The sequence below is a fragment of the Bacillus sp. JJ1566 genome, assembly GCF_036962685.1.
Classification (GTDB): Bacteria; Bacillota; Bacilli; order Bacillales; family Bacillaceae_L; genus Ferdinandcohnia.
Genome location: NZ_JBALOP010000043.1, coordinates 1 through 23,602, shown reverse-complemented (window position 1 = coordinate 23,602; position 23,602 = coordinate 1). Strand labels below are relative to the sequence as shown.

The following is a 23,602-nucleotide window of genomic DNA, read 5'->3' as shown; positions in this document are numbered from 1 at the left end:
GAGGTCTTCTGTTTTTTGCATTAAAATGGGACGGAGGGACATTGTCCCCATGACCCACTAGGAGAAGGATAATGAAGGCAAAGATTATTTTTATTATTGTGATGTTGATTTTTGGTAGCATTGGTTTGTTTGTGAAGAATATTGATCTATCCTCTAGTGAAATTGCTTTGTTCAGAGGAGCATTTGGCAGTTTGTTTTTAATTGTTGCTAGTTTTCTAGTAAAGAAGAAGTTTTCTTTCAAAACGTTCAAGAAGAATCTTATCTTTCTGCTTTTATCAGGGGCAGCATTGGGCTTTAACTGGATTTTTTTATTCGAATCTTTCCGCTATACAACCATTGCTAACGCCACTCTTAGCTATTATTTTGCACCAGTGTTTGTGATGATTTTGGCACCTTTTTTACTGAAGGAAAAATGGACATGGATGAAGGGGATAGGTATTACTCTTGCCTTTTTAGGATTACTTTTGGTTGTCAATCCTGGGGCCGAAGCGGCTGTTGGAGCTTATAACCACTCTGTTGGCATTATGTATGGTTTATTGGCTGCCGCTTTTTATACAAGTGTGATTCTCCTGAATAAATTTATTAAAAGTCTATCCGATTTTGAAACAACTATTATGCAGCTTTTAACTGCTTCGATAGTATTGTTCCCTTATGTCCTGGCATCGCAAAATATGAATTACTCCGATTTAGGTTTACAATCAATCATTCTACTATTTATTGTGGGAATTATTCATACAGGGGTCGCGTACTTATTATATTTTTCAGTGTTGAAAAAATTAAAGGCGCAAACCATCGCAGTATTTAGCTATATCGATCCCATTTCCGCCGTGATCATGGCTGCGATTATTTTGAATGAAAGTATGGGTTTTGTACAAATTGTAGGTGGAGTCTTCATATTAGGATCTTCTTTTGTTAGTGAGATTAATTGGAAAAGATTACTAAAATCATAGAAGTTTATTTATAACATTGTTGTTGACAATACATTTTTTTTGGTCTAATGTTTAATATATAATTTAATATTTCGAAATTTTCTTATCCAGAGAGGTGGAGGGACTGGCCCTACGATACCTCGGCAACAGACTTTTAAAGTACTGTGCCAATTCCAGTAGCATGATGCTAGAAGATAAGAAGAGCGGATTTTTCATTTGCCTATCCAACCCTCTTCTTATTTTCAAGAAGAGGGTTTTTTACATTTCAAATAAGTTAATGAGGTGATTGTATGTCAACGGTACGAACAGAAAATGAATTATTAAAAGCATTTGAAATTCTGAAAAGTAAAGAGTGGGTTGATCTTACACATACATTTGGACCAGACTCTCCCCATTTTTCAGCGTTTAACGATGCTGAATTTAAGACACTTTTTACCCATGAGGACGGCTTTTTTGCACAAAGCTTTACATTCCCAGGTCAGTACGGAACCCATATTGATGCGCCAATCCATTTCGTTCCTAACCAACGATATTTGGATGAACTAGAGTTAAAGGAACTCGTTCTACCCCTTGCTGTGATTGATAAGTCAAAGGAAGCAGAAGAAAATCATGATTTCATTTTAAGTGTTGATGATATTCTAAAATTTGAAGAAGAACATGGTGAAATTGAAGCCGGTACATTTGTGGCATTAAGAACGGACTGGAGCAAGCGTTGGCCAAACAAAGCAGCATTTGAAAATAAGGATTCTGATGGGAATAGTCATGCTCCAGGTTGGGGAATTGAGGCCTTAAAATTTTTATTTGAGGAAAGAAAGATTAAAGCTGTTGGCCATGAAACATTTGATACAGACGCAGCGATTGATTATCGAAAAAATGGGTCACTAATTGGAGAGTACTACGTTCTAGAGCAGGATACATTTCAAGTCGAATTATTAACTAACCTTGATAAGGTACCAGCAAAAGGAGCTGTTATTTTTAATATCTGTCCAAAACCCGAAAAAGGATCCGGATTCCCAGTACGCTCATTTGCCATTTTGCCATAGGTGGGACAGGGAGACAGGTCCCTTGTCCCAAAAACAAATTTTGAAAGTAAGATAATAATAGACGGGAGATACAATAAAATGACAACAAAAACAATAGTTAAAGCACCATTTCGTGCAGACCATGTAGGAAGTTTATTACGTCCAGAGAGAATTCATCAAGCAAGAAAGGATTTTCAAGCAGGAGCAATTACTGCACAGGAACTTCATTCAATTGAAACAGAAGAAATTAAAAAGGTTGTTGATAAACAAATCGAAGTTGGCTTACAAGCGGTCACAGATGGTGAGTTTCGTCGTAGATTTTGGCATACAGATTTCTTAGAGCATTTAAATGGAGTTGAGGGCTACGTTCCGGATCATGGCTTTAAATTCAAGGGTGAGGAAACAGAACGCTATGATGTGCGAGTTATTGGGAAAATTTCATTTAACCAAGACCATCCACATATTAAAGATTTCATTGAATTTAAAGAAATTGTAGGTGACCGTGCCGTTGCGAAACAAACAATTCCAAGTCCAAACCAACTATTTAATGCGGGTATTCGCAACAAGGATATCTATCCGGACCTTGAGGAGTATGCAAATGATATTATTCAAACATATCGCGATGCCATAACAGCATTTTACGAAGCAGGCTGTCGTTACCTACAACTAGACGATGTGTACATAGCAGGTCTGAATGCACCAGAAATCCCATTTAATGATAGTGGTTCTACTCGTGAGGAATTAATTGAATTAGCATTGAAGGTTGCAAATGGAGTGCTAGAAGGGAAACCAGAGGATTTAACCATCACAACACATCTTTGCCGTGGAAACTATCGCTCTAACTGGGCATTCGAAGGCAGCTATGCAAAAATTGCCCCTACCCTTTTTGCGAAAGAAAAAGTTAATGGGTTTTTCCTAGAATATGATGACGATCGTTCAGGAGATTTTACGCCACTTGAGTATGTTCCAAATGAAGGTCCTCGAGTTGTTCTTGGTGTATTTACATCAAAGCGTGGAGAATTAGAATCGAAAGAAAACATTATCGCACGCATAAAAGAAGCATCACAATTTGTACCACTTGAAAACTTATGTATCAGTCCACAATGTGGCTTTGCTTCAACTCATCATGGCAATATTTTAACGGAAGAAGAGCAATGGGCGAAATTGAAGTATATTGTTGATATTTCAAAAGAAATTTGGGGATAAGAAGGAAAGCGAACACTACTTGATGGGTGTTCGCTTTTTTTGATAGAAATGATCTATTTAATTATTTCATCAATAATCCCATATTCCTTTGCCTCTTCCGCACTCATGTAATAGTCACGATCGGAATCTTTTGCTACCTTTTCAACTGGTTGGCCAGTACGTTCTGAAATGATTTGATTGATATGTTCTCGAAGCTTAAGGATTCGTTTTGCAGAAATTTCGATTTCAGTTGCTTGACCCCGCGCCCCACCTAAGGGTTGATGTATCATAATTTCACTGTTTGGGAGGGCGAGTCTTTTTCCTTTTGTTCCGGCAAGCAAAAGCATAGCACCAAAGGATGCAGCCATTCCTGTACAAATGGTCCTAACATCCGGTTTAATATATTGCATCGTATCAAAAATGGCAAAACCAGCAGATGTTGAGCCACCAGGACTGTTGATATAAAGAGAAATATCTTTATCAGGGTCATCCGCAGCTAAAAATAATAGCTGAGCAACTATACTATTGGCAACAGCATCATTTATTTCATCACCGATCATGATAATCCGATCTTTTAATAACCTCGAGTAAATATCATATGAGCGTTCCCCTCGACTTGATTGTTCGATAACATATGGGACTGTATTCATTTTGTTATCCTCCTTATTCGCTTGCATTTTATTATGCAGCCATAGAGACAGTGCTTGAAGGAAGCTTATAGAGACGTGATTTTTGCATAGAACATGTCGGATTTGTATTTTTCGATAATGAGTGGATAGAAGGTATAGTCCTGATTAATATAGATGGATCTTGAGTGTTAAAAGATTCATGAAGTGCTTTTTGGATTTGCTCGCGATCTTCCTCTGACCAATATTGCTCAATAAGTGGGTTTCTTTCTTTCTTCTCCATTCTCTGTTTTGCACGATAAATGGCGGCTTTAACAGCAGTCTCATTTGTATTTAATAGTTCAGCTATTTCAGATATTTGAAATTGAAACCCTTCTTTTAAGACAAATATCACAGCTTGCTTTGGTGTCAACTTATTTATAAGCAGTTGTACAGCCTCAAAGCGCTCTTCAATTTGTCCGAATTCATCATATCCATCATCAGGAATAGCTTCAAGAGACTCTTTGCTTCGTTTTCGAACCGTGTCTATCCATTCATTTCGTGCAATTTTATTCAATAAAGCTGTAGAGATTGTAGGCTGGTGCTTATAATGTTTCCAAGCCTTAATTAAAGATTCCTGCACGAGATCTTCTCCATCCCAGCTGTTTTGGGATATAAACTGGCAATATCGTCGAAGCATCGGATAGAGTTCATGAAGATGTTCTTCATTAAAAAGTTCGTGCTGTTCTTTAAAATCCTCTAATCCATTACAAAGCTTACTATGCAAATCAATCACTCCTTCAGCGCGTCTCTACTTAATAAACGAATATATGGTATGAAAAGATACGGGGTAAAATATTTATTTTTATTATATGTATGGAAAAAGTATTGAACAAGTAACGATTAGTTTGTTTTGATATTTAATCAATAGCATTGTATGAAGAATTATTTTGTTTTAAGTACAAAAATAACGAAGTAAGATGAGGTTTTTAAAATCACTTACAAATAAATAGACGAAATACTAAAAAGATTAAAGACTAAACCCACAATTTATTGCCCCTGAATGATCTACTCTCAGTCTCTAAGACCAATACAAGCCTTCCTTTCCTCCAATTTACGGAATGAGAGCCTTTCGATTCCTCAAATTTCAGGTGAAAATTTCACACTAAAAACACTATAATTAGTGTGAAAATTGTAAAAATTGTGATTTTTATATAAAAAATGACATAATGGAGGGTATACGATGGAATTTAACCAAATTGGTGTTATTGGGTCGGGAACGATGGGTGGTGCAATTGCCCATCAAGCTGCAATATGTGGATTTGATGTCGTGCTCGTAGATGTCGACCAAAGATTTCTAGATAATGCGCAAGCACGCATGGAAAAATTAATGGATCGATCAATAAGCAAAGGAAAATTAACCGAGGATGATAAATCAGCGATTCTTACTAGAATAAAATTAACAACTAGCATGTCAGATGTAAGAGATTGTGATGCCGTCATCGAAGCAATCATTGAAGATTTGGATGCAAAAAAAGAAATCTTTAAACAGTTGGATGAGATTTTAAAACCTGAAGCCTTAATCGCATCTAATACATCATCAATGTCAATCACAGTGCTTGCAAGTGCAACAAACAGACCAGAACAAGTCGCAGGCATGCACTTTTTCAATCCGCCCCAAGTAATGAAATTAGTAGAAGTGATTAGAGGTTACAAAACTAGCGACGAAACTGTAAGCGCATTCAAGGGATTGGCAATTGGGATGAAGAAAGAGCCAATAGAAGTAAAGAAAGATGTTCCAGGATTTATTGTCAATCGAATTATGATTCCTCAATTCATCGAAGCCATTCGATTGGTGGAAGAAGGAGTGGCTTCACCAGAAGATATCGATAAGGCAGTTACTTTAGGACTGAACTATCCGATGGGACCATTTACTTTACAAGACTATGCGGGAGTTGATATCGGACTCCATGTGATGGATTATTTTTACGAAGAATTCAAGGACCAACGTTTTGCCGCACCACTGACATTACGTAATTTAGTTCGTGCTGGTCGAGTTGGAAAGAAGGCAGGGGCAGGCTGGTACGACTACGACAATTAAAAAATATAGAAAAGCAGAAAGGTTGTGTTACGAAACATGGATACTATCCAATATATTTCTAATGACCATCATATTGGAATCGTCTATTTAAATCGACCTCCATATAACCCATTAAGTACTCAAGTATATAAAGAGTTATCTAACCTTTTTGATGAACTTGAGAAAGATCCAGAGGTTCGCGCCATTATTCTTACAGGAAAAGGGGATCGCGCATTTGCAGCAGGTGCTGATATTAATGAGATGGTCAATCTAGATGGAGTTGACATGATGGAAATGTCGAGAATCTCTCGATTGGCTTATGACAAAGTTGAATCTATTTCGAAGCCAGTGATTGCTGCGGTAAACGGGCTTGCATTAGGTGGGGGCTGTGAATTAGCACTTGCGTGTGATTTTCGAATTGGCTCACCAACGACAAAATTCGGATTACCTGAAATCAATTTAGGGATTATCCCTGGAGGCGGCGGAACACAACGTCTACCACGTTTAATAGGCCAAGCAAAAGCGAAGGAATTGCTCTATTTTGGCGAAATGATTGATGCTGAAAGAGCGCTTGAAGTGGGCTTAGTCAATAAGGTGGTAGAGTCAGATCAAGTATTAGATGAAGCGATTGCCTGGGCCGAAAAACTTGCACAAAAGCCACGTGTCGCTATGAAAATGTTAAAAACATCGATTAACCGTGGGACAGAGGTTGATTTACAAGCTGCCTTGGATCTAGAAACTGCTTGTTTCGGAGTTGCATTTTCAAGTAAGGATCGTGTTGAAGGAATGAGGTCATTTGTAGAAAAGAGAAAACCACAATTTGTTGGAAGGTAGGGTGAATCAAATTGACTAAAGAAATTGTAGTGATTGATGGCGCAAGGACTGCTTTTACAGAATTCGGAGGATCATTTCGTGATGTATCTGCGATTGATCTTGCCGTACATACAACAAAGGAAGCAATGCGTCGTTCGCAGGTCGAGCCCGAAGAAGTAGATCAGGTCGTGATTGGTAATGTCATACAATCCAGCACTGATGCTATTTATATGGCGAGACATGTTGGATTAAAATCAGGAGTTCCTGAGCATGTACCTGGATTAACAGTCAATCGTTTATGTGGTTCAGGCTTACAAGCCATCGTAAACGCTGCACAATCTATTAAACTCGGAGAATCAAATGTTAGCATTGCTGGCGGTTCAGAAAATATGAGCCAGGTTCCACATGTAATTCGTGGTGCTAGATGGGGCTTGCCTCTTGGAAAATCACCTATGGAAGATTACTTGTGGGAAGCACTTTATGACCCTTATGGTAAATGCTCAATGGCAATTACTGCCGAAAATTTAGCGGAAAAGTATGAGATTTCTAGAGATCAAATTGATAAGTTTGCCTCACAAAGTCACAAGCGTGCATTAGCAGCACAAGAAAATGGCTTTTTTGCAAAGGAAATTTTACCTATAACTGTGAGAAACCGAAAAAGTGAGAAGGTAATCGAGCTAGATGAACATCCACGAGAAACCCCAATTGATGTGTTAAATCGATTACCAGCTAGATTCAAAGAAAATGGTGTGGTTACAGCTGGGAATGCAAGTGGGATAAATGACGGAGCAGCGACGATGGTTGTTACATCTGATGAGTATGCTCAAAAACGTAATTTAAAACCATTAGCAAGATTGGTATCTTGGGGAATTGTTGGTGTGGAGCCAAAATACATGGGTATCGGACCTGCCCCTGCGATTCGACAGGCATTAGAGCGCGCCAATATGAAAGTAGAGGATTTAGATTTAATCGAAATCAATGAAGCTTTTGCTGCCCAGTACCTTGCCTGCCAAAAAGAGCTAGGCTTTGACCCGAATATCGGGAATGTCAATGGTGGTGCAGTTGCGTTGGGTCATCCACTTGGAGCAAGTGGTGCGAGAATCAGCCTATCATTAATCTATGAGCTCAAGAGAAGGAATAAAAAATATGGTGCATCCGCATTATGTATCGGTGGAGGCCAAGGTATCGCGGCAATTTGGGAAGTCTTGTAATTTTGATTAGTCGGGGTTCATCCCCGGCTGAACGAAATTACTTCCTCCAGTGAAAGACATGCAATATCCAAAGAAATTTTAGTTATGGGGTGAATTACATGAAAAAAGAATTAAGTAAACTTAGTATTTCAGAGCTTTTGGAAAATGTTTACAAAAAAGATCCTCATCATGAAGTTTCATTCGATGGTTATACAAGAATGTCCTATCAAGAATTATGGGAGAAATCTCTTAATCTCGCAGCCTCTTTAAAAGAAATTGGTATAAATAAGGGAGATAAAATTGCAGTATGTCTACCAAACTGGAATGAATTTGTCGTGATTTATATGGCTGTCTCTCATCTTGGAGCAGTGATTGTCCCTTTCAATACACGATACCGACAAGATGAGGTTGAGTATATTTTACGTAATTCTGAGGCTAAGATTGTCTTTTTTACCGAGGAATTCGGTGGGGTTAACCATTATGAACAATTCACTCAGGCTATCCAACGTGTTGATAGCCTTGAAAGACTGATTACTGTTCGATGTGTAAAAGATAGGCATATGAGCTATGAGCAATTACTTGAAAGAGTTGATAATCATCCTTTCTCGCCTGTCACAATTGATTCTGAGATTGATGTTTTCTGTATCTTGTATACTTCTGGTTCAACAGGTGTTCCAAAAGGCGGGATGCTTACTCATAGTAATTTTGTTAACACCGCAATCATTACCGATGAAGAGATGAAATGTATGAAAGATGATGTCTTTTTTGTTGCAGTCCCTTTATTTCATGTTTTTGGTATGGTACCAAGCATTCTAAGTACGATAGCGGTTGGGGCTCGGATGGTTTTGGTGGAGAAATATAATGCCAAGGCAGCATTGGAAATCACACAAAACGAAAAAATTACGGTCAAGCATGGTGTACCAACAATGTTTATTTTAGAACTAAATCATGCTGAGTTTCATCATTATGACCTTTCCTCCCTTCGAACTGGGATTATTGCGGCAGCTCCATGCCCAGTTGAAATTGTGAAACGAATCCGTACAGATATGGGCTGTGATATCGTCGTTTGTTATGGAACAAGTGAAACATCCTCAACCCTGACAATGACTGCTTTTGAGGATGACGACCAAATTCGCGCAGAAACAGTTGGAAAGGCAGTACCAGGTGCAGAAGTAAAAATTGTCAATGAATTTAAAGAAGAAGTTGCGGTAAATGAAGTTGGAGAAGTAGCATGTCGTGGTTTTGGTATCATGAAAGGCTACTACAATATGCCAGAGAAAACGAGGGAATCATTAGATGACGATGGCTGGTTTTATTCTGGAGACCTCGGCACATTAGATGAACAAGGAAATTTAAGAATTGTTGGCCGTAAAAAAGAACTTATCATTCGAGGCGGCTACAATATTTACCCAAAGGAAATAGAAGAAGTTCTATACACACATCCTGATGTAATGGAAGTAGCAATAGTTGGGCTGCCTGACACTGTACTAGGGGAAATCTCTTGTGCATGTGTAAGAATAAAGCCAAATACCTCACCAAGTGTCGAAGATCTTTTAGAGTTTGTGAGACCCAAAGTGGCTGACTATAAAGTCCCGGATAAGCTCCTGATTATGGATGAGTTTCCGATGACCGCAAGTGGGAAAATTAGAAAAATATCACTTCAGGAACAATTAAAAGAAAAATTGGGGGCTGAGTTAAGATGATAAAAAAATCTAGGGTCTGGTCATTTCTGGTCATTTGTTTAAGTGTATTTGTTATAGCGGGCTGTAGTGGAAGTTCACAACAAACAGAAGGTGAATCAGATGGTCGAGATGCGAAGCCAAGTGGTGAATCCTCAGATACAATTAAAATTGGTGTCATTGTTGCGGATACTGGTCCAGCATCTGCACTAGGAAAACCTGAAGCTGACGTTGCTCGTTTACTCAAAAAACAACTTGAAGGCAAAGACTTTAATGGGAAAAAGGTGGAGCTCATCCTCGAGGATTATGAAACAGATGACACAAACGCAGTTGTACTTATGAAAAAAATGATTTCCGAACATAATGTTACAGCTGTTGTTGGGGGGACTCAAACAAGTACAAGTGTTGCTCTTATGGGTGTTGCAGCAGAAAATAAAGTGCCACTTGTTGCACTGGGTGTATTGAATGATGACCAGTTTAATGAATACACGGTTCAAGCGCCTCAAAGCAACGAAACAGTTCTTCAAAATGTCATTGATTATTTAAAAGATAACAATATTGATAGTGTTGCATGGATTAATGCAAGAGATGGTTTCGGTCAGACTGGACTTCCTGTTTTTGAAGGAATGGCAAAAGATAATGGTATTGAAATTGTAGCAACTGAAGACTTTGATGCTGAAGCTACCGATATGACTGTTCAGTTAACAAAAATAAAGCCTAAAAACCCTGGTGCTATCATTATTTGGTCGCGTCCTCCAGGAGCAGGAATTATAGCAAAAAACTATTCTCAATTAGGCATTGATGTTCCAATGATTCAAAGCCATGCCGTAAGTAATCAAGGATTCATAGACCAAGTTGGAGCAGATGGGGTAGGAGTTTTGGTTCTTGGTAGTAAATTAAATGTTCTTGATTCATTAGACGACAACGAACAAACAAAGCTTTTTAAAGAATTTGCTGAACCATTTATCGAAGAGTACGGTTATAACCCAGGTCCATTTGGTGGCTATGCGTATGACGGCATTCAAATGGTGCTACAAGCCATTTCTGAAGGAAATACTGATTCTGAATCTATTAGGGAATATTTAGAAACCATCTCCTATAAGGGAGTTACAGGAACGTATAATCTAGCACCAGATAATCGTAATGGTGTTGAAGGTGACGGTATGGCGATCCTGAGAGTTGGGGAGAACGGCTGGGAACTAGAATAATAAACAATTGAAGCATGTATGATGCAAGTCGTACATGCTTTCCACTTTCTTTCGTAAAAGGAGGGTTAAAAATGGATGCAGTTATTCAATATCTCATCACCGGCTTAACAACCGGGAGTATATATGCATTGATTGCGATTGGATTTGTGACAATTTATAATGTGACCGGTATTATTAACTTCGCTCAAGGCGAATTTGCGATGCTTGGTGCGATGTTTTGCATCACATTTTCAAGTCTTGGGTTACCGATTTATGTGGCTATTTTACTAGCGGTGTTGTGTACTGCTTTGATTGGGTTTGGCGTTGAGAAACTCGCAATTGCACCAACGAAAAATGCAAGCTTTATCAACTTAATTATTATTACAGTAGGTTTATCGATGGTTCTTAAAGCGATTGGGTTATTTGCTTGGGGAACGTACCCTAAGTCACTTCCGGCTTTTTCAGCCAATAATCCGATTCAAATGATGGGTGCAGTGTTAATGCCACAAAGTATTTGGGTCATTTGTACATTACTATTCTTACTCGCTCTTCTTTATTTCTTTTTTGAAAAAACAATTACAGGTGCTGCCTTAAAAGCATGTGTTGTAAATCCAGTAGCTGCTAGACTGATGGGCATCAATACCTCATCAATGTCTACATTGGCTTTTGTATTAAGTGCCGCTGTCGGCGCTATTGCTGGAATTGTGATTGCACCCGTAACAGGTGCAACCTATGATATGGGATTAATGCTTGGATTAAAGGGCTTTATGGCAATGATCATCGGTGGGATGACAAAGGTTCCAGCTGTAGTAATTGCAGGCTTTTTAATAGGAATTCTTGAATCATTTTCAGCAGGCTATATATCCACTTCATACAGCGATGCAATTAGTTTTGGAATTCTATTAATTGTTCTGTTTATTGCACCAAATGGAATTATGTCGAAAGTAATTGGGAATCGCGTGTGAGGAAAGGGGTAAAGGAACATGTTGTATCCTAGTCGGAAAAAACCACTAATTGTCATGTTGATCACAATCATTCTTCTTCCTTTATTATTCAATAACTCCTATATATTAAGTTTGTTTATCCTGATTGGAATCTATAGCTTGGTCACAATCGGATTAAGTCTATTGATGGGGTATGCTGGCCAAATATCACTTGGGCATGCTGCTTTCTTTGGGATGGGTGCTTATATTACAGGGGTATTAACGACAAGTTATGAAATCTCTTCATGGATAGCACTCATTGTTGGGGTACTTGTAACTGGACTTCTAGCCTATGTAATCGGAATTCCGATTTTAAAATTAAAGGAACATTTTTTAGCATTTGCAACAATTGGTGTCAATGTGATTGTATTCGTTTTATTACTTGGACTTACCGATATTACCAAAGGTGCTGCTGGTTTATCAGGAATCCCAAAATTAAATCTTTTTGGGTTTGTTTTGCAACAAGAGTTGAGCTTCTATTATTTTATCTGGGGAATTGTATTTTTAGCTGTACTCATTTCCCTTAATATTGTTCATTCACATGTTGGAAGAGTGTTAAGGGGGATTCATGATAGTGAAATTGCAACAAGGTCATTAGGAATCAATGTTGCAAAGTTTAAACTTCATATTTTTGTATTAAATGCAATTTTTGCTGGAGTTGCAGGAAGCATGTACGCTCATTTCATGAACTTTATTACACCATCTACCTTTCATATTCTCGTATCGATTCAATTTTTAGTAATGGTGGTTGTAGGTGGTTCTCAATCAATTTGGGGGGCGATCGCGGGTGCCTTTTTGATGACTATGCTCGGTGAATGGGTAAAAGATTATCTCCCATTGCTATTTGATGTAAGTGGAGAAGTCGAAATTATTGTGTATGGTCTCGTTCTCATCCTAGTCGTCATGTTTATGCCGAAAGGATTGATCCCAACAGGAGCCACACTTTATGAACGGACTAAAGTTAAAGTTCGCCCTGGTACAAGAAAGGAGGACGTTGTTGCAAATGAAAACAACCATCCTGCAGATTAATCATTTGACGAAGCGATTCGGGGGAATTGTAGCAGTCAACGATGTCTCTTTTACAATGAAACAAGGAGAAATCCTAGCTGTTATCGGTCCGAATGGTGCTGGTAAGACGACGTTATTTAATATGATTTCGTCCGTTCTACCTTGTACGAGTGGAGAGGTTTGGTTTATGGGGGAGAAACTAAATGGATCCCCTGTTCATAGTTTGGCATCAAAAGGAATCACTCGGACTTTTCAAAATCTACAAATCTTTGACAATATGACTGTCCTTGAAAATGTAATGCTCGGGGTTCATCCGCAATTGAAAACAAATGTATTCCTGGCTGCACTCAGGTCGAAAGCTGTTAAACAAGATGATGAAATGGCAAAAAGTTTAGCAGAAGCCGCACTAGATAGGGTAGGAATTCTAGATCAAGCAGTAGAAATCGCAGGAAATCTACCATATGGCTTACAGAAACTATTAGAAATTGCACGGGCAATTGTTTCTAAGCCAAAGCTTGTTTTACTAGACGAGCCAATGGCAGGGTTAAATGATGGAGAAGCTGCAAAGGTTGCAGATATCCTACTTGACATGAGAGAAGAAGGATATTCATTTCTATTTGTTGAACATGACATGAATACAGTCATGAAAATTGCGGATAAAATTGTCGTAATCGACTTTGGAAACAAGATTGCAGAAGGGACACCGGACGAAATCAAAAAGGATCCGAAAGTCATTGCTGCGTATTTAGGGGAGGAAGTACTATGACACTCCGCACAACGAATTTAACAACCTATCATGGAAGGGTTAGGGGAATCGACGGGATTAACCTTGTTGTGAATCCAGGTGAAATTATTTCAATTATTGGTGCAAATGGTGCAGGGAAAAGCACATTATTAGGAACCATTTCAGGTATTTATAAGCCTTCAGAAGGTGATGTGTTTTATGAGGAAGTTGCCATTTCAAAATTGAAAGCCCATAAAGTAATCGAAAGCGGCATTGCATTAGTTCCTGAAGGAAGACAAATCTTTTCAAATTTGACCGTCAAAGAAAACCTAATGCTAGGTATGTATTTCAAATACCGAAAAGAAAAACAGTTGGTTGCCACAAAAATAGACCGAATGATTGAGATGTTTCCAGGTTTAAACAAGCATATAAATAGTGTCGCAGGGACTTTAAGTGGTGGGGAGCAACAAATGTTAGCCATTGCTAGGGCATTGATGTCTGATCCAAAAGTGATTCTTCTAGACGAGCCATCAATGGGGCTTGCACCATTAATCGTCAAAGAAATACTCGATATTATGAAGAAAATTAGGGATGAGTTTGGGGCAATGGTCATTTTGGTCGAACAGAATGTGAAAGCAGCCCTAAGTGTTGCCGATCGGGCATACGTGATGGACCGAGGCAAATTTGTCCTTGAAGGCAAAGCAGATGAATTAATCCAAAATCCATTGGTACAATCCACATATTTAGGATATACAGAGAATGTAATATAAAAGGGTGATATAAGTGAGCTTAATGATAACAGACGAACAACAAACAATAGCCAGTTTCGCACGTGACATCGCCAAAAATGAAATTGCTCCTTTTGCACGACAGTATGATGAAAAAGAAGAATTTCCATTGGAGATTTTGAAAAAGCTACATGAGTTAGGTTTATCAAACCTAGCTATACCAGAAGAGTATGGAGGACCCGGCATCGATAAGCTTTCTCACGCACTCATTGTTGAGAAAATAGCGAAGGCTTGTGCGAGTGTTGCAACAAGTATTGAGGCAAACTCACTTTCAGCATATCCAATCCTTGTTGGCGGAAGTGAAGAGCTTAAGAAAAAGTATCTGCCCCAACTGACTAGAGAAGGAAAGCTAGCTTCGTTTGCTCTGACCGAGCCAGGTGCTGGCAGTGATGTTAGTTCATTGAAAACAACCGCCATTAGAAGTGGTGACGAGTACATTTTAAATGGGGAAAAATGCTTTATTACGAATGCGAGCTATGCTGACTTTTTCGTAGTCCTTGCAAAAGTAAAAGACAATGGTTTTACTGCCTTCGTTGTAGAGCGAGATTCAGAAGGGTTGCAAGTTGGTGTAAAAGAGAAAAAGCTTGGGTTACGTGCCTCCAATACAGCCTCAATTATTTTTGAAGATGTTCGTGTACCTGTCTCAAACCGAATCGGTGATGAGGGTGCAGGCTTAAAAATCTTTTTACAAGGACTGATGAATGCACGACCGATGGTAGGGGCTCAAGCTGTGGGGATTGCCCAAGCAGCATATGAGGATGCACTTGCTTATTCAAAGGAAAGAATACAGTTTGGTAAACCAATCTCAAATCTTCAAGCCATTCAATTCATGCTTGCCGACATGGCTATGAATATTGAAGCAGCAAGGCTCCTTGTTCATCAAGCCGTTCACTTTTTACAGTCGGGTACTCCTTCTATTAAACATGCATCATTTGCAAAATGTTTTGCCTCTGATACCGCAATGAAGGTAGCAACGGATGCAGTCCAAATTTTTGGAGGATATGGATTTATCCGTGATTACCCTGTAGAGAAGTATTTTAGAGATGCAAAAATAATGCAAATTTACGAAGGAACCAATCAGGTTCAACGAGTTGTAATTGCCAAAGAAATCCTTAAATAGTTCTTTTTATGCATGATGAAGAAGGATTTTAAAGCAAAGAGTTGAATTAATATAGAAAACAATTGATAAGGTGGCGATTCATTTGGAATTAACTCAAAAACGAGAAAAGTTAATGAAGAAAATTGACAATCATTTACGAACAATGGCCCGCCACCTTGTTACATTTGACACAATAGAAGAGACACTAGATTACTTGTTAAATGGATTTTATAAGGAATATGCATGTGATTTAGTGGGAGTGGTCCTTTATGAAAAAGGAAGACTCGTTCCCAAGGTTTGGAAGGGTGAACAGTTCACAATCGATCAAACGCTACACTTAGATGTAAGCGACTGCTCTCCTAAACTTCTGAAAAATGCAATTTGGTGGCAGAAGGATAAACGTGAAGAAACGAATTGTGCTTTTCATACTGCGATAAAAAATGAAAATCTATCAACCTGGTTTACAGTCCCCCTACATAATCTTAACGAAAGCTTTGGACTTTGCGTAATTGGCTTTCGTGAATTTATTCCATTAATTATTGAAGCTGAGCAAATATTTACAGAGTTCGGGCACGATGTAGCATCATCATTGGTCCTTGCTCGAGAAAAGGAAAGTCAAAAAAGAAAAATGAAGGGGATTGAGTGGATTAAAGAAAATATCCTCCCGAACTCTTCAATTGATCATATCATCGAAAAGGTCGTCGAAAGAGCATGTAAAGGAACTCAAGCAAGTGGTGCATGTGTCTACTTATATGATGAAGAAAATACTTGCTTTGATCTCCATCCCCCGTGGTATGGGCCAGTTGGACATCCTATCAAAATAAAAATCAACTCAAATAAATCACTAGATTCCTACTTTCCTTTTGTGGAAATACCAGGAGGAACTGAACTAACGGTTCCGTTACTTGTAAATTTAAAGACAATTGGAGTTATTTATGTCACGACAGGTGGGGAAGGCAATTTTACGGAAGAAGACCTAGAATTTTTGAAATTTGTTTCGGACTTCGTTTCAATGCAAATCGAAAACGCAAGACTTTATAAGTTTGAATATGAAAGTAAAAAAAGTCTTGAAACCATTCTAGAGCATCAACAGGAATTAGTAAAAAAGACAGTAAAAGGTGCAGATTTGGTTGAGATTACAACTACGATTAGCCCCATGATAGATAGTACTGTATTCTTGTATGACAGGTTTATGAACCCGATTACCTCAAAGATAAAAGGAGAGGAAAAGCACCTCCAAAACGAATACCAAAATGAAATCATGAAAATGAAAAACAAAATAACAAAGCTATGTACCGAAGACCTGCAAATAACATTAAATAATACGGTCTTGCATGTACTTCCTATTTTACAGGGAAATAAAGCTCTAGGATATTTGATCGTAAGTCTTTACCAGAAAAAAATGCATCGTCTCATTCGCCTTACGATTGATTATGTTATAAATGTGTACGCAATTGAGTTTATTAAACAAAAACTCGTTTTGGATACAAAAGAACAAATTCAAGAAGGTTTCGTCAATCAATTGTTTACTAAGTCGATTGAAAATCCAGAGAAAATTATCCAATATGCGACATTAACCAATTGGAATATACTTGAACCTCATACAGTTGTAGTAGGCTCCTTTTTTATAGAGGATGATTCTGGAGAAAATGTAGTGGCGATAGAGGCAAAAAAATCAAGGATATGGGAGCAAGTTAAGTCTGATTTATCCTTTCATTTTAAGAACATCATTTTTAGCCGTAAAAGTGATGACTTTATCATTATTGTTCAAACACCGAATGAGCAGAACTTTTGGAAACGACTATATTCATTTATGTTTGAAGTTACTAAAAAAGAGAAATCTACGCTCAATCTTTTTGTCGGAATTGGCGGCAATACAACAAAACTAGAAGACTACTACGATAGTTATATAAAAGCCACAAAAGCAAAAAATGTCATTATGAATCGCAATCCCAATGGTGGCTATGCATTATATGATAACCTCGGGGCCTATACCATTTTAAGTAATACAAGTGATGTGCAGTCAGCTAGAATATTTATCAAGAAAAATCTAGGGGTATTAGTACAGTATTCTGAAAAAAATAACGTTGATCTTTTCGGGACATTAAGGGTTTTCCTACTTAATAATGGAAACGTGAGGGAGGCTTCTAATGCATTATATATTCACCGAAGCACGCTCGAATATCGGATTGACCGTATCGCCGAGCTATTGGATGTAGATTTAAATGACGCAGAAGTACGTTTTGAGCTCTTAATAGCATATAAACTATACAATCTTTTTGGCTTTAATTCTTCTGAGTTGATGTAGATGGTGGTACCTGTCCTCTTTCTCGAAAAAAATGAAGATCATATAAAGTATAGTAATCATGTAGACTACAAGAACACGAAAAAAGGTTATAATATGTAGAATGTTATAGTATCAAAAAAGGTGGTACTTTATGTTACAAAAACTTTTTGCAGATTTGCATAAACAACCATTTCGGGGACCATTCACAATTACACGAATTCAGCCGGGAGATATTTTAGAGGGGAGCGAGGATTTTTCATTCGGCCCATTAAGCATTATCGACCATGCTGTTATGAAAAAAGGATTAATCATCAAAATGCATGAGCATGTGAATGATGAAATTTTGAGCTATGTGTGGCATGGTACGATGCATCATAAGGATTCAACAGGTTTGGAGGTACCCATAACTCCAGGTAACTTAATGATGATGAATGCCGGAAAAAGCTTTTGGCATGAGGAAAAAGTGAAAAATGATCAAGTCGAGATGCTTCAAATTTTTGTGCGTCCACAAAAAACAGATCTAGAACCAACTATTCAATTCCATGAAAAACCAATTCGAAATCGGGATTGGTATCTCATGGTGGGCCCAGAAGAGAGTCAGGCGCCACTCAAAGTGAGACAAAATGTTTATATTCTTGATGCACATCCTAAACAGGGGGAACAACTAGAAATTCCTGTTTATCAAGGCTTACAACCATTTTTATATGTCTTAGATGGAGAGCTTACTGTCGGCGACCTTCAGATTAAAAAAATGGAGGCTGTTACGAACTTAGAGGAGACGCTCCCCTCAATAACAGCCGTCGAAGATACAACTGTCGTACTATTCTTTGTCGACATGAATGCGCCAATGTCGATGATGGGGACGATTAGTGGGAAAAGGTATAAGCAAAAAAATCTGTAAACCCGGCTGTAGGGTTTACAGATTTTTTCGATTAACTTTATTTTTTCACAAAATATTTTTCGCCGAGAAGTTCTTTTTTCTCATATGTTTCTGGATTTAATTGATTTTCAACGAAAGCTTGAAGTTCAGATGGTTCCAAATCGTACATGACTTCAATTTCCTTTGCGAAAAGAATTTCTTTTTCAAGCAACTCAGATAATGCAGGTTGCAGCTTGGCTTGTGGTTCTTCTTCACCAGTAATTTTTGAAAGTCCGGCAACGTAATTGTCCAATGAACGGCTGCCAACAATTTTGACGCCTTTATTTTCTTCATTCACCATAATAATGGTTGGAAAGCCTCTTGCACCAAGCTTTGCTGCAAGAGCAAAGTCTTCGTTTAATAGTTGCTGCCCGATTTCAGATTCTGCTTCATTTACGATAGCTTCTCCGTCTAGCCCTACATGATTTACATTTTCAATCATCACGGATTTTTCTGCGATATTTTTATTGAATGCAAATAGTTCTTCCCTTGCATGGCGTAAGTATTCATTTGCTTTTTCGTCACCATGATTTTTTTGAATCACTTTGTACACACGTGATGGAGGGAAGGAAGATTGAACAGGATTGTCAACCATCAATGATCCATCGATTGGCATACGTGAATATTCGCCAACTTCTCTCCAGTGGCCTGCTACATCTGCTGGTCCAAAAATTCCATTTGCCGGATCAACAGGTCCACCATGCCATTTTTCAAGTAATCCACCTAAGACAGTGTGGAAATTAAAATAATGTCCATATTGTTCTTTGAACCGGCGGAAAGTAGGTTCAAGTGCCCAACAATGGGAGCAAATGGGGTCTGTTACATAATATAAATCAATCGTCTTTGTAGGTTCGTTAAAATCAATTACTTCCATTTCTTCGTCTCCTCCTACTCCACATACACCTGTTTCTAAATCACACATTAAATTGTTTGTCATTTGAATTCCCTCACTTTTTTATTTTTAATGCTACTTGTTTGCTTTGTACTTTCATTTTAGTAGATAATGAAAAGCATAGACACCAATAGATTACTTGAAATGTTGGATATCCAACACATTTAAAAAAATGTTGAAAAAGTAGGAGGGATACAAAATGCCTGAAGTAAAAACAGACCCCCGAGTACTAAGGACACGAAAGTTAATTATGGATTCTTTCATTGACCTTTCAGGAAAAAAGGAATTTAAAGACATTACGATAAAAGACATCACGACTGAAGCGATGATTAATCGGGCGACGTTTTATTATCATTTTGAGGATATTTATGATTTGCTTGAAAAGGTTTTATCTGAGGTTCTGCTAATTAATTTGGATAGTGAGTCCTTTAAACAAAGTGAATTAAATGAAGAAACGTTTGTAGGCATCTTTAAGGCCATTACGAATTTTCAGCTTTCCTTATCGAATCGATGCCATCGCGGGTATGAGGATACAATTGCGCGGATTATTCGAGACCAAATCGAAGTCATTTTTTATAAAATGTTAAAAAGACAACATCCTACATATGATGAAAATTCTCTAAAAGTAACAGCTATCATGCTTAGTTGGGGAATGTACGGGGCTTCCGTCGAATGGAGGAGAAGTCCGGATACCATTAGCCCAGAGGATATGATAAAGTCAGCCATTCCTTATATTAAGAACGGGATTGATTTTGGGGCAAAGAGGCAGGGCTAAGCTCTTGTATGTATATTTTAAAAAACTTTTGTAAAACCTAAAATTACTAAATAAAAGGAGCGATAATTATGAGTGGATTACAACGTTTTGCGCTTGCTTTAGTGATTATTGGGGCAATTAATTGGGGGCTGATTGGATTCTTCCAATTTGATCTAGTAGCTGCTATATTTGGCGGCCAGGATTCCTTTTTATCCAGGATTATTTATGGTTTAGTGGGCTTAAGTGGTTTATACAGTCTTAGTCTTCTATTTAAACCTAGTCGAGAAGTTGTTCCTGAAACCAGCAGAACCTAAGATTATAATGATAAAGAGCATTCCAATAATAGATCAAGCCTTATGGTTTGGTCTATTTTATTTTTAGATAATGAACTAAAATTGTAACATTGTAACTGATTAATGAAAAAATTGGATGGTTTCTGTTAGTAATTTAATTATTACCGGGACATTGAACCTGTCCCTGTGTCCCATTTAGGAGGGTTCGTTTATGAAGAGGATTTTTGCGGATGTGATTCAGTTTCGGGGGAGTCATTTTGATTTCGGTCATATGCAGGGAAGGCTTCTTAAGGATTCTTTTTTGGTGAGGAATCGGGAGCAGCAATGGAAAGTAAGAAAGCCGCTATTTCGAATTGATTCAATTGAGACGAAACAGGTATTTGAACGATTGGCTCCATTTATGTGGGAAGAGTTTTTGGGACTACAGGATGCCTTGGATTGGTCGATGGAAAAGGTATTGATGGAATTTGGTGGGTATAGGGTTAATATTAGACCCTCAGGTTGTTCGATATTGGTTGGCGACAATTACATGATCCGGAACTATGATTATCATCCGAAGACCTATGATGGCCGCCTAGTTGTATTTCAACCAACCGATGGTGGGCATGCAACCCTCGGTTTAACCCAAAAAATTACCGGTCGATCTGATGGGATGAACGATAAGGGATTATCAATGGGGTATACCTTTATGAACCGAAGACGTCCTAGAGACGGATTTGTTTGTTATATGATTGGAAGACTTATTCTCGAACTATGTGCAAATGTAGAAGAAGCAGTCCGGTTATTAAAGGAAATTCCGCATCGAGGTTCTTTTAGCTATGTTTTATTTGATTCTAGCTGTGAGATGCCTTTTATCGTAGAAACGTCACCAAGAAGAGTAGAGGTAAGGCGAGGATATACTTGTACCAATCATTTTCATGTCTTAACCGAAGAAAATCGCCGTGTCCTAGATGATTCGAATAAGAGGCTGCAGGCAATAGAAGAAAAAGAGAACTTAAACGGGATTGAGGCTTTTCGACTTTTAAATGATACGGATAAAGAGGTTTTTTCTAAGCTTTATGGAAGCTGGGCGGGAACTATTCATACTTCTGCCTATTTTCCTGAAAAACTAGAAGCCTGGTGTGCACTTGGCGGGGACCAAGAACCTACCGTATTTGATTTTGCACAATGGCTAAAAGGAGTAGACTTTGAGGAAAATCAAATTGTGGGGGAAGTAGATACAGAGATCCCATTTGTAAATATGGAAAAAGCGGATTGGTTTAAATGAGGGACAGAGGGACAGGTTCCTCGTCCCATGAGATAAACATCGACAAGTAATAAAAGCTTGTCGATGTTTTTTTATCCAGAGGTATTCAAGCACTCTGTTTGAAAAATGGAACAAATTACTATAATGTGGAGTTATTAATGATTTTTACAACTTGGGAGGTAAAAGGATGAACATCGTAACACTTGTTGGAAGTTTAAGAAAAAATTCGTTTAATATGCAAGTCGCTAAGACCATGCAGGAACGATACAAGGAAAAATTGAATATGCAAATCGCTGATATTGGGGCTTTACCTCATTTTAATCAAGATGATGAATTGGACCCGCCACAGGTCGTAAAGGAATTTAAGGCATCGATTGCTAAAGCAGATGGTGTGGTCATAATTACACCTGAATATAACTGGTCAGTTCCTGGTGTTTTAAAAAATGCCTTGGATTGGACATCACGCGTGGAGCAAGTATTTATTGGCAAGCCTGTCATGACACTTGGTGCAACTCCTGGAATGATGGGAACGCTTCGTGCCCAATTGCATTTGCGTGATATTTTAGTAGCTCCTGGTATTCAGGCAAATATTCTACCTCCAGGCGCAAACGAAATATTAATTAACTTTGCGAGTCAAAAAATTGATGAACAAACAGGTCAATTGGTTGACGAAACAACACTTGGTTTCTTAGATAGCAAAGTTGAAGCATTTGTTGATTTTGTAAAGAAAGCATAAATCAGAATATAAAAAGGTGTCAGCCCAAAACGGGAGCTGGCACCTTATTTTTAGGGACAGAGGGGCAGGTCCCACTGTCCCACCATATTTTTACAGGGACAAGGGACCTGTCCCTGTGTCCCACAGAGAAAGGGGAGTACCGGAAAATGAGATTAAGTGTACTGGACCAAGCGCCAATTACGATAGGAAATTCACCTGCGGGTGCATTAAAAAAAGCAGAGGAGCTCGCAATCTTAGCAGATGATTTAGGGTACCACCGGATGTGGATGGCTGAGCATCATGGAACGGGTTCATATGCAAGCTCAGCTCCTGAGATTTCAGTGGCACATTTGGCAGCGAAAACAAAGCGGATTCGAATCGGAACTGGCGGAATCATGATGATGCATTACTCGCCATTGAAGCTTGCAGAGGTGTTCAAAACATTAAGTTCATATTCTCCAGGGAGAATTGATTTTGGAGTCGGCCGTGCACCGGGCGGGGACCAATATGCGATCTATGCACTATCGGAAGGCCGCCAGCCAATGGTGAATAATATGTACGAAAAATTCGATCTTGCCTTACAAATGCTAAAGGACGAGGTACCCGAGCATCCTCTTTATAAACATACAATTGCAACTCCTTCCCAAGTTGTTTTGCCAGAAGCATGGCTGCTTGGTTCAACTGGAAACAGCGCAGTAATGGCAGGAAGGATGGGAGTTGGCTATTCCTTTGCACAATTTTTCAACGGAGAAATGACGAAGGATATTTTAGGATTATATAGAGAAGAATTTAAACCAACTGTCTTTATGGAAAAGCCAGAGATTACTGTTTCCTATATGGTTACCGTTGCGGAAACAGAAGAGGAAGCTGAGTTTGAGGCATTGCCACATGACATTGCGCGTCTATGGTTAATGAAAGGGAAGCTTGGACAGGTGTTAACTCCAGAGGAAGCACAAAACTATCCATTAACCGAAGTAGAACGAGCGACCATTCAAGAAAATCGGAAAAAGCTTCACTTAGTTGGATCAGTTAAAGCAATTGCAGAAAAACTGCGTCAGGAGCAAGAAGAGTATGGTTACGATGAAGCGATGATTTGCAGCATCCCACATTCTCAGGAAAAACGATTGAATGTATATCGATTGTTGGCAAAGGAATTATTTTAAAAAGAAAGAAGCGTCTGCCCTGTTGAACTGCACCCCAATTG

Annotated in this window: 23 protein-coding genes and 1 riboswitch; of the genes, 20 read left to right on the top strand and 3 right to left on the bottom strand. The window is 38.5% G+C overall.

Annotation, left to right across the window (positions count from 1 at the left end; translation table 11 throughout):
• Positions 1 to 71 precede the first annotated feature (71 nt).
• From V7112_RS16640 to V7112_RS16630, 3 genes are all read left to right on the top strand, one after another.
• Complete coding sequence (locus V7112_RS16640) at positions 72 to 950, top strand: DMT family transporter (RefSeq protein ID WP_335421819.1); 879 nt, start codon at positions 72 to 74, stop codon at positions 948 to 950.
• Positions 951 to 1,029: 79 nt separating this feature from the next.
• A riboswitch (SAM riboswitch) is annotated at positions 1,030 to 1,130 on the top strand.
• Between the two features lie 89 nt (positions 1,131 to 1,219).
• Complete coding sequence (locus tag V7112_RS16635) at positions 1,220 to 1,972, top strand: cyclase family protein (protein WP_335421818.1); 753 nt, start codon at positions 1,220 to 1,222, stop codon at positions 1,970 to 1,972.
• Positions 1,973 to 2,050: 78 nt separating this feature from the next.
• A complete protein-coding gene (locus V7112_RS16630) occupies positions 2,051 to 3,157 on the top strand; it encodes a 5-methyltetrahydropteroyltriglutamate--homocysteine S-methyltransferase (protein ID WP_335421816.1) in 1,107 nt (368 codons plus the stop codon).
• A 53-nt stretch (positions 3,158 to 3,210) separates the two neighbouring features.
• Here the strand turns inward: V7112_RS16630 and clpP are convergent, their stop codons facing one another.
• Both clpP and V7112_RS16620 read right to left on the bottom strand, forming a co-directional pair.
• Entirely contained in the window at positions 3,211 to 3,813 is a 603-nt protein-coding gene (gene clpP, locus V7112_RS16625) for an ATP-dependent Clp endopeptidase proteolytic subunit ClpP (protein ID WP_335421814.1), read from the bottom strand.
• A 4-nt stretch (positions 3,814 to 3,817) separates the two neighbouring features.
• Complete coding sequence (locus V7112_RS16620; RefSeq protein ID WP_335421812.1) at positions 3,818 to 4,528, bottom strand: sigma-70 family RNA polymerase sigma factor; 711 nt, start codon at positions 4,526 to 4,528, stop codon at positions 3,818 to 3,820.
• A 456-nt stretch (positions 4,529 to 4,984) separates the two neighbouring features.
• Between V7112_RS16620 and V7112_RS16615 the strand changes: the two genes are divergently transcribed.
• The 12 genes from V7112_RS16615 to V7112_RS16560 all read left to right on the top strand — a co-directional run bounded on the left by V7112_RS16615 (position 4,985) and on the right by V7112_RS16560 (position 18,480).
• Positions 4,985 to 5,842 carry a 3-hydroxyacyl-CoA dehydrogenase family protein gene (locus V7112_RS16615; RefSeq protein WP_335421810.1) on the top strand — a complete coding sequence of 286 codons (858 nt, stop codon included), beginning with the start codon at positions 4,985 to 4,987 and terminating at the stop codon, positions 5,840 to 5,842.
• 36 nt (positions 5,843 to 5,878) lie between these two features.
• Complete coding sequence (locus V7112_RS16610) at positions 5,879 to 6,655, top strand: enoyl-CoA hydratase/isomerase family protein (RefSeq protein ID WP_335421808.1); 777 nt, start codon at positions 5,879 to 5,881, stop codon at positions 6,653 to 6,655.
• A gap of 11 nt (positions 6,656 to 6,666) precedes the next feature.
• Positions 6,667 to 7,845 carry an acetyl-CoA C-acetyltransferase gene (locus V7112_RS16605; protein WP_335421806.1) on the top strand — a complete coding sequence of 393 codons (1,179 nt, stop codon included), beginning with the start codon at positions 6,667 to 6,669 and terminating at the stop codon, positions 7,843 to 7,845.
• Between the two features lie 98 nt (positions 7,846 to 7,943).
• Positions 7,944 to 9,527 (top strand): AMP-binding protein, encoded by a 1,584-nt coding sequence (locus tag V7112_RS16600; protein WP_335421804.1) that lies wholly within the window; start codon positions 7,944 to 7,946, stop codon positions 9,525 to 9,527.
• Positions 9,524 to 10,711, top strand: a complete 1,188-nt coding sequence (locus tag V7112_RS16595) for an ABC transporter substrate-binding protein (protein ID WP_335421802.1) — start codon at positions 9,524 to 9,526, stop codon at positions 10,709 to 10,711. The genes V7112_RS16600 and V7112_RS16595 overlap by 4 nt, the downstream gene beginning before the upstream one ends.
• Positions 10,712 to 10,782: 71 nt before the next feature.
• Entirely contained in the window at positions 10,783 to 11,655 is an 873-nt protein-coding gene (locus tag V7112_RS16590) for a branched-chain amino acid ABC transporter permease (protein WP_335421800.1), read from the top strand.
• A gap of 18 nt (positions 11,656 to 11,673) precedes the next feature.
• Positions 11,674 to 12,702: a branched-chain amino acid ABC transporter permease gene (locus V7112_RS16585; RefSeq protein WP_335421798.1), complete on the top strand. Its 1,029-nt coding sequence runs from the start codon at positions 11,674 to 11,676 to the stop codon at positions 12,700 to 12,702.
• Positions 12,677 to 13,447 (top strand): ABC transporter ATP-binding protein, encoded by a 771-nt coding sequence (locus V7112_RS16580; protein WP_335421796.1) that lies wholly within the window; start codon positions 12,677 to 12,679, stop codon positions 13,445 to 13,447. Before V7112_RS16585 ends, V7112_RS16580 begins: the two co-directional genes overlap by 26 nt.
• Positions 13,444 to 14,175 (top strand): ABC transporter ATP-binding protein, encoded by a 732-nt coding sequence (locus tag V7112_RS16575; RefSeq protein ID WP_335421795.1) that lies wholly within the window; start codon positions 13,444 to 13,446, stop codon positions 14,173 to 14,175. The genes V7112_RS16580 and V7112_RS16575 overlap by 4 nt, the downstream gene beginning before the upstream one ends.
• A gap of 13 nt (positions 14,176 to 14,188) precedes the next feature.
• The gene (locus V7112_RS16570) at positions 14,189 to 15,313 is read left to right on the top strand and encodes an acyl-CoA dehydrogenase family protein (RefSeq protein ID WP_335421793.1); all 1,125 of its coding nucleotides are present in this window, start codon (positions 14,189 to 14,191) and stop codon (positions 15,311 to 15,313) included.
• Positions 15,314 to 15,395: 82 nt separating this feature from the next.
• On the top strand, positions 15,396 to 17,600 hold the full coding sequence (locus V7112_RS16565) for a helix-turn-helix domain-containing protein (protein ID WP_335421791.1): 2,205 nt from the start codon (positions 15,396 to 15,398) through the stop codon (positions 17,598 to 17,600).
• Between the two features lie 130 nt (positions 17,601 to 17,730).
• Entirely contained in the window at positions 17,731 to 18,480 is a 750-nt protein-coding gene (locus V7112_RS16560; RefSeq protein ID WP_335421788.1) for a pirin family protein, read from the top strand.
• A gap of 37 nt (positions 18,481 to 18,517) precedes the next feature.
• Here the strand turns inward: V7112_RS16560 and V7112_RS16555 are convergent, their stop codons facing one another.
• Positions 18,518 to 19,435, bottom strand: a complete 918-nt coding sequence (locus V7112_RS16555; protein ID WP_335421787.1) for a DsbA family protein — start codon at positions 19,433 to 19,435, stop codon at positions 18,518 to 18,520.
• A 154-nt stretch (positions 19,436 to 19,589) separates the two neighbouring features.
• On the opposite strand from V7112_RS16555, the gene V7112_RS16550 reads away from it, so the two are divergent.
• The 5 genes from V7112_RS16550 (at position 19,590) to V7112_RS16530 (ending at position 23,561) form a co-directional block, all read left to right on the top strand.
• The gene (locus V7112_RS16550) at positions 19,590 to 20,165 is read left to right on the top strand and encodes a TetR/AcrR family transcriptional regulator (protein WP_335421786.1); all 576 of its coding nucleotides are present in this window, start codon (positions 19,590 to 19,592) and stop codon (positions 20,163 to 20,165) included.
• A 68-nt stretch (positions 20,166 to 20,233) separates the two neighbouring features.
• Positions 20,234 to 20,458, top strand: coding sequence for a DUF378 domain-containing protein (locus tag V7112_RS16545; RefSeq protein WP_335421785.1), 225 nt, complete (start codon positions 20,234 to 20,236; stop codon positions 20,456 to 20,458).
• A 190-nt stretch (positions 20,459 to 20,648) separates the two neighbouring features.
• Entirely contained in the window at positions 20,649 to 21,704 is a 1,056-nt protein-coding gene (locus V7112_RS16540) for a C45 family peptidase (RefSeq protein WP_335421784.1), read from the top strand.
• A 166-nt stretch (positions 21,705 to 21,870) separates the two neighbouring features.
• Positions 21,871 to 22,419, top strand: a complete 549-nt coding sequence (locus tag V7112_RS16535) for an NADPH-dependent FMN reductase (protein WP_335421783.1) — start codon at positions 21,871 to 21,873, stop codon at positions 22,417 to 22,419.
• A gap of 146 nt (positions 22,420 to 22,565) precedes the next feature.
• A complete protein-coding gene (locus V7112_RS16530) occupies positions 22,566 to 23,561 on the top strand; it encodes an MsnO8 family LLM class oxidoreductase (RefSeq protein ID WP_335421782.1) in 996 nt (331 codons plus the stop codon).
• Positions 23,562 to 23,602 lie beyond the last annotated feature (41 nt).

What these genes read in the sequence shown, in the direction of transcription:
- V7112_RS16585 (WP_335421798.1), top strand. Translation starts at nt 11,674, where the DNA reads ATGTTGTATCCTAGTCGGAAAAAACCACTAATTGTCATGTTGATCACA.
- V7112_RS16640 (WP_335421819.1), top strand. Translation starts at nt 72, where the DNA reads ATGAAGGCAAAGATTATTTTTATTATTGTGATGTTGATTTTTGGTAGC.
- V7112_RS16545 (WP_335421785.1), top strand. Translation starts at nt 20,234, where the DNA reads ATGAGTGGATTACAACGTTTTGCGCTTGCTTTAGTGATTATTGGGGCA.
- V7112_RS16615 (WP_335421810.1), top strand. Translation starts at nt 4,985, where the DNA reads ATGGAATTTAACCAAATTGGTGTTATTGGGTCGGGAACGATGGGTGGT.
- V7112_RS16530 (WP_335421782.1), top strand. Translation starts at nt 22,566, where the DNA reads ATGAGATTAAGTGTACTGGACCAAGCGCCAATTACGATAGGAAATTCA.
- V7112_RS16610 (WP_335421808.1), top strand. Translation starts at nt 5,879, where the DNA reads ATGGATACTATCCAATATATTTCTAATGACCATCATATTGGAATCGTC.
- clpP (WP_335421814.1), bottom strand. Translation starts at nt 3,813, where the DNA reads ATGCAAGCGAATAAGGAGGATAACAAAATGAATACAGTCCCATATGTT.
- V7112_RS16560 (WP_335421788.1), top strand. Translation starts at nt 17,731, where the DNA reads ATGTTACAAAAACTTTTTGCAGATTTGCATAAACAACCATTTCGGGGA.
- V7112_RS16590 (WP_335421800.1), top strand. Translation starts at nt 10,783, where the DNA reads ATGGATGCAGTTATTCAATATCTCATCACCGGCTTAACAACCGGGAGT.
- V7112_RS16580 (WP_335421796.1), top strand. Translation starts at nt 12,677, where the DNA reads ATGAAAACAACCATCCTGCAGATTAATCATTTGACGAAGCGATTCGGG.
- V7112_RS16535 (WP_335421783.1), top strand. Translation starts at nt 21,871, where the DNA reads ATGAACATCGTAACACTTGTTGGAAGTTTAAGAAAAAATTCGTTTAAT.
- V7112_RS16540 (WP_335421784.1), top strand. Translation starts at nt 20,649, where the DNA reads ATGAAGAGGATTTTTGCGGATGTGATTCAGTTTCGGGGGAGTCATTTT.
- V7112_RS16600 (WP_335421804.1), top strand. Translation starts at nt 7,944, where the DNA reads ATGAAAAAAGAATTAAGTAAACTTAGTATTTCAGAGCTTTTGGAAAAT.
- V7112_RS16555 (WP_335421787.1), bottom strand. Translation starts at nt 19,435, where the DNA reads ATGACAAACAATTTAATGTGTGATTTAGAAACAGGTGTATGTGGAGTA.
- V7112_RS16595 (WP_335421802.1), top strand. Translation starts at nt 9,524, where the DNA reads ATGATAAAAAAATCTAGGGTCTGGTCATTTCTGGTCATTTGTTTAAGT.
- V7112_RS16630 (WP_335421816.1), top strand. Translation starts at nt 2,051, where the DNA reads ATGACAACAAAAACAATAGTTAAAGCACCATTTCGTGCAGACCATGTA.
- V7112_RS16550 (WP_335421786.1), top strand. Translation starts at nt 19,590, where the DNA reads ATGCCTGAAGTAAAAACAGACCCCCGAGTACTAAGGACACGAAAGTTA.
- V7112_RS16635 (WP_335421818.1), top strand. Translation starts at nt 1,220, where the DNA reads ATGTCAACGGTACGAACAGAAAATGAATTATTAAAAGCATTTGAAATT.
- V7112_RS16575 (WP_335421795.1), top strand. Translation starts at nt 13,444, where the DNA reads ATGACACTCCGCACAACGAATTTAACAACCTATCATGGAAGGGTTAGG.